This window comes from Haloferula sp. (genome assembly GCF_049672945.1).
GTDB lineage: Bacteria > Verrucomicrobiota > Verrucomicrobiia > Verrucomicrobiales > Akkermansiaceae > Haloferula.
Genome location: NZ_JBATWY010000097.1, coordinates 1 through 8,509 on the forward strand (window position 1 = coordinate 1; position 8,509 = coordinate 8,509).

Genomic DNA, 8,509 nt, shown 5'->3' on the forward strand with positions numbered 1-8,509 from the left:
CCGACGACCTTGAATCGTCAGGGCGCGGATGTCGGCACCCAGTACCGTTCCGCCATCTACTACCATTCGGAGGAACAGAAGGCCGCTGCCGAAAAATCCAAGAAGGAGGCGGCCGCCGATTTCAAGAGTCCGATCGTTACCGAGATCACCAAGGCTCCCGTTTTCTATCCTGCGGAACAATACCACCAGGACTTCTATTTTCAGAACAAGAGCAACGGCTATTGCCGCGCCGTGATTTCTCCGAAGTTGGAGAAACTGAAGCTCGAGAACTAGGGTGAGTTGATTCCTCTGGACTAGGGAAACCTCAATCCGGAGTCTCCCGGCATGTCCAAGTATGCCGGTGAAGAAGTGCTCGTCGTCCCCCGCTCCCTGCTCGATGAAATCGGCAGTTTCCAAGGCATCAGGACCGAGGGAATGGATGCCGCCATCGTCCGACTGCTCGATCCCGCCAACCACTTCTTCATGGATCGCGCCGAGGCCGAAGACGATCCGAGCCACAAACAGCTCATTCCCTACTGCGTGATCCGCTGCGGATCACGTGTGCTCAACTACACGCGTGGCAAGGCCGGCGGTGAAGCCCGACTTCACGCCCTTCGCTCGGTAGGTGTTGGCGGTCACATCAACCCTGTCGACACCGGTGACGGCCGCACAGGGCCCGATGCCTACCATGCCGCTGTTGAACGGGAGCTTCATGAAGAACTGGTATTCAAGGTGGCCCACACCAATGAGGTGATCGCCTTGCTCAACGATGACTCCAATCCCGTGGGCCAGGTCCATCTTGGTGTTGTCCACCTCATCGAATTGGAGAGTGATCAGATCGAGTCCAATGAAGACGCCCTCGCCGACCTCAGGTTCACCGAACTCGACGAACTTGCCGGGCCGATGCTTGAGCGCCTCGAAACCTGGTCCCAGTTCTGCGTCAAGCATCTCGCCGAAGCCTGAGATCCTCGCCCCCAAGCGTTCGTAGCTCCGCCTTCAGGCGGCCGAACAACCTGCGTCGCCGGTTTCAACGGGGCCAAAGCATCCGAACTGGGAGCCTTGGTGCCCACGCTTTGCGGAGGGCCTTTGGGTTCTGGGTACGTTTCGGAACGGCTTGGCTATTCGGGGACTGCCTCAAGGCGGAACGACGAACTTCTCACTGGGCAACTTCTCAATGGATCACCACTCCGTCCCAAGACCGTGCCTGCCGGCCAGCTCGAGAAGATCCTCGCGCATCGGCCACTCATCGGGTCGCTCGCTCACTTGGTGGCGCTTGCTAGCGCCCTTGAGGGCCATGCAGCCGGTGTTGTCACCGATCGCCTTGACTTCATCAATTTCGGCCTGGCTCAATCTGACATCAGGCAGCACGGCCAGCTCCTTGATCCGCTCCTCGATCGGGCGAGCCTTTTCGCCAGCCTCTTGGATAAAGGTCGGCACCACACTTTCCACCGCAGGCTGACTGAGGTTCCAGATGGCCGCAAACTGCGCCATGCTCAGATCGTGTCGGGCCGCGATCTCCTTCATCCTTTCGATCTTCTCCAGACCCTTTTCGACCCAACCTTCCGGCCGATAAGCGCGGTGATCCCCGGGTTTGAATTCGTGATCGACTCCCATGTCGCCGAAGAAAAGGCCTCCGTAATCGACCACCCGAGTCAGCACTTTCACCCCCTGCTTCTCGCAAGCTGGAAGCGCCAGACCAACGGGCCAGGGCTCAAGTGGATTGAGAATCAGCATTGCCCAGTCAATCACCTCGCCGTATCGCTCAAGGCAATCAATCACATCGAGGGTGAAGCCATTGGCGGGACCAGGCGCGAGTCCGAGACGCGTGGTCAGGCCACCTTCCTTCAGGCCAGCCATGGCCTTCCACACCGCTTCGCTGGTGTAACCCTTTTCATCGGGGTTGTGCAGCATCATGAGGTCAAAGCGATCCGTGCCACAGCGCTCGAGCGACTTCTCGCAAGCCATCTTCACGTAGCCTTCATAGCCATCCTCGTCATGCATTTCCGGCTCGGTGAAGCGCGGGTAGCCCCGGCTTCCCTGACGCTGCCCCTTGTAAAAATCATGACCGATCATGCCGACCAGGCAGTAGTTCTCGCGATCGATTCCATTGAGCGCCTGACCCAGCAATTCGTCCGCCTTGCCGTTGCCGTAAACATCTGCCGTGACGAAGGTCCGAAAACCCGCGTCGTAAGCCGTCTGAATGCACTCCATGTAGCGCTCCTCACTGAGTGTCTCACCAAAATGCATGAAGCGTCCTCCGCTCCAAGTCCCATAGGCCGTCGTGGTCAAATCCATGCGAAGGAAATAGGACCTCTCCGGGTGCTGGTCAACGGCTTGAGAAGATGCGCGGCATTTCCGACACAATTCGGCAAGCGACTGCGGGAGCAGTATTCGCGAAGCCATACGGAGCATCCCATCCAAATCGAGAGATTCGCTTGATTGGATCGATCGTTTAAATTCTGCACTCTCTCCTACAGCGGGAAAAGTCAGGCCTTCAAGTTTTTACAGGTTAATTAACTATTTAGATCTGATTTTCAATGAGTTAGTTGAATGCAGATCCAAAATACCTCTGATGTTTCCAACGTATGTTTCAAGCATTTGCATTGATGTTGTCCGATTTCCTCGACGTGGGAAGTCATTGCCCAACCTAGCTTCAGGGTCTTGAGGGATGGCTGCGATATCGACCAAGATTCCCCCTTGTCGAAAGCCTCCCATCTTTCTAGCTTCCCCGCCCCATGGCTCGGAAACTCAGTGACTTGACCAAACGCAGTGCCCTTCTGGCTGCGGCGACCCTCAGCGCTCTTTCCGTGTCGCCGCTTCTGAGCCAGACGCCGATCCCCGCTCAGCGCCCCGCGCCTGCCGCTTTCGATCCTTCGGACGTCTATTTCCAAGCTTGGTTGCTTTCCAAGGACGCCGAGAAACTCGAAGAGGAAGGCAAGCACCTTGAGGCGCTCAACAAACTGCGCCGAGCGCGCCAGATGTTCGGCGAGATTTCGAAGAACTTCCCGACTTGGAAGCCGGAAATGGTCCAGGGGCGGGTTGAGAAGACCATCGAGTCGATTGCCAAAGTCACCCCCGAAGCGCTCAAGACGCAGCAAGGCAATGACTTGGCCACAGCCGAGCTCGAGGGCGGTGTCCGGCGAAACGGCGTCATCCAAGGAGACTCGCCACGGGCTCTCGAAATGGAGATCCCCGCCGCTCCCATGCAGCCGACGCAGCGTGTTGAGACACTCGACACGCGACGCATTGCGGATTTGGAAAACGAGGTCAATCGACTGAAACAACAGATCGATGCCAATGCGCAGAGCCCCTCAGTCGGCTCGACTGAAGTCGGACGTCAGCGTGACATGGCCTTCGCGCAGCTACGGAAGACGCAGGCGGAACTCGATGAACTGCGCCGCCGCACCGGCTCACAACCGATGCAGGAAGAGGTGCAGGCTTTGAGCAAACGGATTCAGTCGCTCGAACAGGAAAAGAGAGTGATGGGCGAGGCTCTGGGTTCAAGCCAATCAGAAACCAAGCAAGCCAAAGCGCAGATCAATGCGCTGCAGAACGAACGGGTTCGACTGATGCAGGAAATGGCCGATCTGACCAAGAACCTCGAAATCGAGCGCAAGACCGCAAACGAAGTGGTCGCCGGTCAACGCAAGCAGCTGAAGCACTTTCAGGAACTGCTCGAAAAGAAGGATCAGGAACTTTCCCAGGCGAGTCGTCGGATCGAATCGCTCGAGAGTGAACTCGCCGAGGTTCGGGATTCCTTCAATGAACTCCGTCAGGAACGCGACGACCTGCTGCGCGAGCGGGATCAGATGGCCGCGCTGCTCAAGCTCAATGAAGCAGGACAGCTCCAGCAGGTCATTGATCAGAACATGGCGCTCGACCGCGAGCTTCGCGAAACCAAGCAGCGTTACGAAGCTCTGAAGGAGGACAGCGATGCCTCCAAGGACGACCTGTTGGAAGCCCTGCGTGATCTCGCCATCAGCAAGATTCGGATTCAGGAGTTCCGACGTGAGAAGGCTGCTCAGGAGGAGCGTATCGTGGAGCTTCAGGAACGCTTGCTCCGCGAAGACCGGAAGCTCGCCACCGGCGAAGCCAATCCGGTCGAGACCCAAGTGCTGCGAGGAATCATCAAGAAACAGATCGACATTCAGGAGAAGCGACAGGAAGCCCGTGAAATCCTGATGGCGACGCTTGATGACAAGGCCAAGGCGGATGAGAGCATTCGTCGCGCGATGAACATCTTCCAGGGTGCCGAACTGAATCTCTCGCCCGAGGAGCTTCGCATGGTCGAGGACAAACAGGTCGATGGCGTGATGATCTCCCCCTACGCCAAACCTCGCGCCGAAGTGGATCGCAACATCGCCGGCCTTGAGCGCGAGCTCGAACCTTATTCCAAAGCAGGAACCCGCGCTTATCAGAAAGGCCGCCTGTATGCTGCGCGCGAGGCCTTCGAGATGATCATCGAACGGAATCCCGCCGACACAGCCTCGATGTGCAAGCTGGGACTCGTCGAGTACAAGCTGGGTGAGCCATTCGCCGCGGCCGACATGTTCCGGCGCGCCACCGGGATTTCTCCGGACAATCCCTATGCATGGCGCATGCTTGGCCACACCCTGACGATGATCGGCGAGAACAACGAAGCACTCGCGGCATTGAGGAAGGCCGTGGAACTCGCTCCGACCAACAGCGAGGGCTTGATCTTGTTGGGCAACCTCCAGTTCCGGATCGGAAACGTTCAGGCGGCGGAGGAATCCTTCAAGACGGCCATTGCCTGCGACGAAACTCTGGTGGAACCGCGCTACAACCTCGCGGTCCTCTACGCCAACTCCGGAGAGAAAGAAAAGGGTCTCGAGCACTACTCGAAAGCGCTGGAACTCGGGGCCATTCCCAATCTCGACCTCGAAAAACGGCTCCAAAGGTAGGTCGACTCTTCCATTCTTCACGGAAAATTCGCATCGCAAACCAGCGTTCAGGGGTTAGGATGCGAAGCAAGGTCATGGAAACACCCAAGCAGAAACTGGAGGAAGCCTGGACGCGCGAGGCGGGGCGTGTGTCGCGTCGAGTGAACCTCGGGTGGTGGATCGAGGCCTTGACCGCTCCGCTGGTGGTCGTCGGTCTCTCAGGTGCCTGTGCCCTGCTATTCGTTCGACGCGAGTCCCCGGACACGCCGGCTTGGCAACTGAGCCTTGGCATTGCCATCGCATTATTCGCCCTCTCGGGGATCGCCTGGATGATTGCCCGCCGCCGTTTCGAAAAACCCGATTCGTCGATGGTGCGCATTGAAGCGGCGATGCATCTTCGCAACGCGCTTTCCGCCGCCCGTGCCGGCGTTTCGCCTTGGCCGAACATGCCGGCAAAGGTCGACGCCGGGCTCACCTGGAATTGGCAACGGGTCGTGATTCCTCCAGCAGTCGCCGTCCTGTTTCTCCTCGCCGGACTCTTCATCCCGGTCTCAGCACTGCCGGGAGATGATTCCAGCGGCACGCAGGAGCCGGATGCATGGAAGCAGGTCGAAGCCGACCTCGAGCGTCTGGGTGAGGACGAGATGATCGATGAGACCTATCTTGAGGAAATGAAGAAGAAGCTCGAAGAGCTTCGATCCAAGGAAGAGGAAGAGTGGTTCAGCCATTCGTCACTCGAAGCCACCGACTCCCTCAAGAAGCAGCACCAGTCCGAGCTGCAACGATTTGAACGTGACCTCAATCAGGCCGACAAAGCACTGGGCAATCTTCAGAAAAATGCCGGAGGGATGCCTCAGGAGCGGAAAGACCAGTTGATGAATCAATTCGACCAGGCCTTGCAGGGTCTTCAGAATGGCGGGCTAAAGCCGAACCCCGGCCTGCTCAACCAACTCAAGGAGCTCGACCCCAACAATCTCGGTCAGCTCAATCCGGAACAGATGCAGCAACTCCGCGAAAACCTGCAGAAAGCCGGACAGGCATGCAAGGATTGCCAAGGGGGTGGTCAGGGCAATGACTGGATGGACGAGCTTCTCGATGGTCAGGGAAATGGACAAGGTGAAGGCGAGGGAGAAAGTGAGGGTGAAGGCGATGGACCGGGCGGCAAAGGTGGCGTCAACCGCGGACCCGGTCACGCACCCGGCGTCCTGGGCAAGCAAGGAGATCTCTTGAATGGTGGAGATCTTGAGGCTCTCGAGGCCAAAGATCTTTCCAAGTCACTTCCCGGAGACTTGCTGCAACTGCAAGACGGGGAACACGACGTCGACAAGGCCGCCACAGGAGTTCAATCAGGAGGTCGCGTTGAAACGACGGGTGCCGGCGGTGATCGAGTCTGGAAGGAATCCCTCGATCCCGAAGAACAGAAAGCGCTGAAGAAATTCTTCGAATAGCGAGTGCAGACCCCATGGTCCCCATGAAATTCGCAGCGATCACTCCATTCATCACCTGGATCCTGCTCGGAGCTGCCAGCGTCGTGAACGGCGAGGAAATTCTGATTCATCAGGGCCCGGAGTTTACCACTCCAGCTCTGGGCGTGTTGCATCCTGAAGGTTCGACACCCGGAGAAACCATCACTTACACCAAGGAGTTCTTCGTGGATTCCAAAGTCGTCCCGACCCTTGGCAGACTTGATCCTGAAAATCCCGCAGCCCGGGTTTCCGCAGTGCGGGCGATCGAACTCGCCACCAGGCTCCGAGACTTACCGAATGAAACAAGCGTGACCCGACTGGAATTGCTCTCCTTCAGAGATGAACAGGGCGCTGACTTCGACTACTACCTCATCGAATTTCGAGTCGATGGATCCACTGAGCATCGGGTGGTGCTGATGAACGAACTCGTTATTTCGCCTCAGTTCCGAAAGCTTCATAAGGAAGCGAAGTAGATCACGATCACGCGCCGCTCACCTTCTTCACCTTCCGATCATCTTGGGAGGAATGGCGAAGCGCAGCACGGCATGCCTTGCCGGCGGATGTACTTCGATGCCGATCAGCGATCCCTTCTTCACCTCGACGAAGCTCCCGGAGCAACCTAACAGCCATTCCGCCAAGCTCGAAAAATCAGGCTCGTGCCCAACGATCATGACCCTTTCAAAGTCGGAGAAGGCAGCCAGTTCGCTCATGGCCGTTTCCGGATCCATGCCGCAATCGAGCCATGACTGCATCACCGGACCCGGCATCTCCGCCGCTGTGCAGAAGGTATCCGCTGTTTCACGAGCACGGACCCGGGGACTTGTCAGCACCACATGTGGGCGACAATCGAGGGCATGCAGCAAACGCGCTGCCCGCCGAGCCTGCTCGTGACCCTTCTCCACCAAGACGCGTTCGGCATCCCCTCCCGCGTTGGAGTCCTCGGCTTTCCCGTGCCGGAGTAAAATCAGTTCCATGGCTGAAATCGAATTACATTGTCATGCCACCATCCACGGCGACGACCTGACCGGTGATATAGCGTGCGTCATTGCTGGCGAGGAAAAGGGTCACCTTGGCGATGTCATCAACCACGCCGAACTCACCGAGCGGAATCGATCCCAGGACTTCCTCGCGCAGTTTCTCGGGGAGCTCATTCGTCATGTCGGTCGTGATGAAACCCGGAGCAACCGCGTTGCAGGTGACCTTGCGTCCGGCCAATTCGCGGGCGACGGACTTGGTGAAACCGATCAAGCCTGCCTTGCTAGCCGCGTAGTTCGCCTGCCCGGCATTGCCGATCAAGCCGATGACCGAAGCAATATTCACGATCCGCGGATCCTCGGCCTTCATCATCACCCGCATGAATGCCTTCACGGTATTGAATGCCCCTTTGAGATTCGTATCCAGCACGGTCGCCCAGTCCTCCTCCTTCATGCGCATCAGAAGCCCGTCACGGGTGACCCCGGCATTGTTGACCAGGATATTGACGGTCCCGAAATCGGCGACGATCTGCTTGCCAAGCGCCTGGACCGCCTCGTGATCGGCGACATCGACGGCATAGGCTTTCGCCGCACCCAGGTGTTCGGCATTGATCTCCTCGGCCGTTTTCCCGCAGCTCGCCTCGCTACGGCTCACCACCGCCACCTTCGCGCCCTCGGCAGCGAATGCCTTGGCAATGGCACCTCCGATCCCTCGGCCACCTCCGGTGACCACTGCGACTTTCCCTTCAAAGCGTTGCATCTGCCGGAAGCCTGCGTCCACCCGCCGGTCCTGCCAATCCAAAACCGGAGCGGTGCTCTGCGCAGAAGCAGGGATCGGGCGCTCCCGGAGCCCCATTCACCTCCCCCACTTCCCACAAAATCCAACTGCAATCAGAAAAGCTAGGATCACCGACCCTAGGCCAGGGACCCCATCCACTGTCTACTGCTTGCACGGCGTCCTATATGCGAGCCAACTCGGCCCGACCGCTCACACGCTCGCCCGATGCGCCTTCCTTGCAAGCCCGATGCAAAGGGCCCGGGCCACAGATGCCCGATCACCTCGACGCCAAACGCCACCGCGTCCGCACCAAACCCATCTCCGTCATCCATAGTAATTACGAAACCACCATCGAGGACCACCCAAAAACTCAACCTCAAGAAACTTTGCGTCCTTCGCGTCTTGGCGTTT

The 8,509-nt window shown here is 58.2% G+C and carries 8 protein-coding genes; 5 read left to right on the forward strand and 3 right to left on the reverse strand.

Going from position 1 to position 8,509, the window contains the following annotated elements:
* Window positions 1-273 (forward strand): peptide-methionine (S)-S-oxide reductase (locus tag WBG04_RS08475; RefSeq protein ID WP_424313974.1); only part of this gene is annotated, 273 nt, incomplete at its 5' end.
* A 51-nt stretch (window positions 274-324) separates the two neighbouring features.
* Window positions 325-942 carry a hypothetical protein gene (locus WBG04_RS08480; protein ID WP_424313975.1) on the forward strand — a complete coding sequence of 206 codons (618 nt, stop codon included), beginning with the start codon at window positions 325-327 and terminating at the stop codon, window positions 940-942.
* 216 nt (window positions 943-1,158) lie between these two features.
* Here the strand turns inward: WBG04_RS08480 and WBG04_RS08485 are convergent, their stop codons facing one another.
* The gene (locus tag WBG04_RS08485; RefSeq protein ID WP_424313976.1) at window positions 1,159-2,274 is read right to left on the reverse strand and encodes an aldo/keto reductase; all 1,116 of its coding nucleotides are present in this window, start codon (window positions 2,272-2,274) and stop codon (window positions 1,159-1,161) included.
* 440 nt (window positions 2,275-2,714) lie between these two features.
* Here WBG04_RS08485 and WBG04_RS08490 point away from each other — a divergent pair, with 440 nt between their 5' ends.
* From WBG04_RS08490 to WBG04_RS08500, 3 genes are all read left to right on the forward strand, one after another.
* Complete coding sequence (locus tag WBG04_RS08490) at window positions 2,715-4,901, forward strand: tetratricopeptide repeat protein (protein ID WP_424313977.1); 2,187 nt, start codon at window positions 2,715-2,717, stop codon at window positions 4,899-4,901.
* A 74-nt stretch (window positions 4,902-4,975) separates the two neighbouring features.
* Window positions 4,976-6,328 (forward strand): hypothetical protein, encoded by a 1,353-nt coding sequence (locus tag WBG04_RS08495; protein ID WP_424313978.1) that lies wholly within the window; start codon window positions 4,976-4,978, stop codon window positions 6,326-6,328.
* A gap of 23 nt (window positions 6,329-6,351) precedes the next feature.
* Complete coding sequence (locus tag WBG04_RS08500; protein ID WP_424313979.1) at window positions 6,352-6,819, forward strand: hypothetical protein; 468 nt, start codon at window positions 6,352-6,354, stop codon at window positions 6,817-6,819.
* A 27-nt stretch (window positions 6,820-6,846) separates the two neighbouring features.
* On the opposite strand, the gene WBG04_RS08505 is transcribed toward WBG04_RS08500, so the two are convergent.
* Complete coding sequence (locus WBG04_RS08505) at window positions 6,847-7,320, reverse strand: SixA phosphatase family protein (RefSeq protein WP_424313980.1); 474 nt, start codon at window positions 7,318-7,320, stop codon at window positions 6,847-6,849.
* A gap of 13 nt (window positions 7,321-7,333) precedes the next feature.
* Window positions 7,334-8,080, reverse strand: coding sequence for a 3-oxoacyl-[acyl-carrier-protein] reductase (fabG, locus tag WBG04_RS08510; protein WP_424313981.1), 747 nt, complete (start codon window positions 8,078-8,080; stop codon window positions 7,334-7,336).
* Window positions 8,081-8,509: the final 429 nt, after the last annotated feature.

What these genes read in the sequence shown, in the direction of transcription:
- WBG04_RS08500 (WP_424313979.1), top strand. Translation starts at nt 6,352, where the DNA reads ATGAAATTCGCAGCGATCACTCCATTCATCACCTGGATCCTGCTCGGA.
- WBG04_RS08485 (WP_424313976.1), bottom strand. Translation starts at nt 2,274, where the DNA reads ATGGATTTGACCACGACGGCCTATGGGACTTGGAGCGGAGGACGCTTC.
- fabG (WP_424313981.1), bottom strand. Translation starts at nt 8,080, where the DNA reads ATGCAACGCTTTGAAGGGAAAGTCGCAGTGGTCACCGGAGGTGGCCGA.
- WBG04_RS08505 (WP_424313980.1), bottom strand. Translation starts at nt 7,320, where the DNA reads ATGGAACTGATTTTACTCCGGCACGGGAAAGCCGAGGACTCCAACGCG.
- WBG04_RS08495 (WP_424313978.1), top strand. Translation starts at nt 4,976, where the DNA reads ATGGAAACACCCAAGCAGAAACTGGAGGAAGCCTGGACGCGCGAGGCG.
- WBG04_RS08490 (WP_424313977.1), top strand. Translation starts at nt 2,715, where the DNA reads ATGGCTCGGAAACTCAGTGACTTGACCAAACGCAGTGCCCTTCTGGCT.
- WBG04_RS08480 (WP_424313975.1), top strand. Translation starts at nt 325, where the DNA reads ATGTCCAAGTATGCCGGTGAAGAAGTGCTCGTCGTCCCCCGCTCCCTG.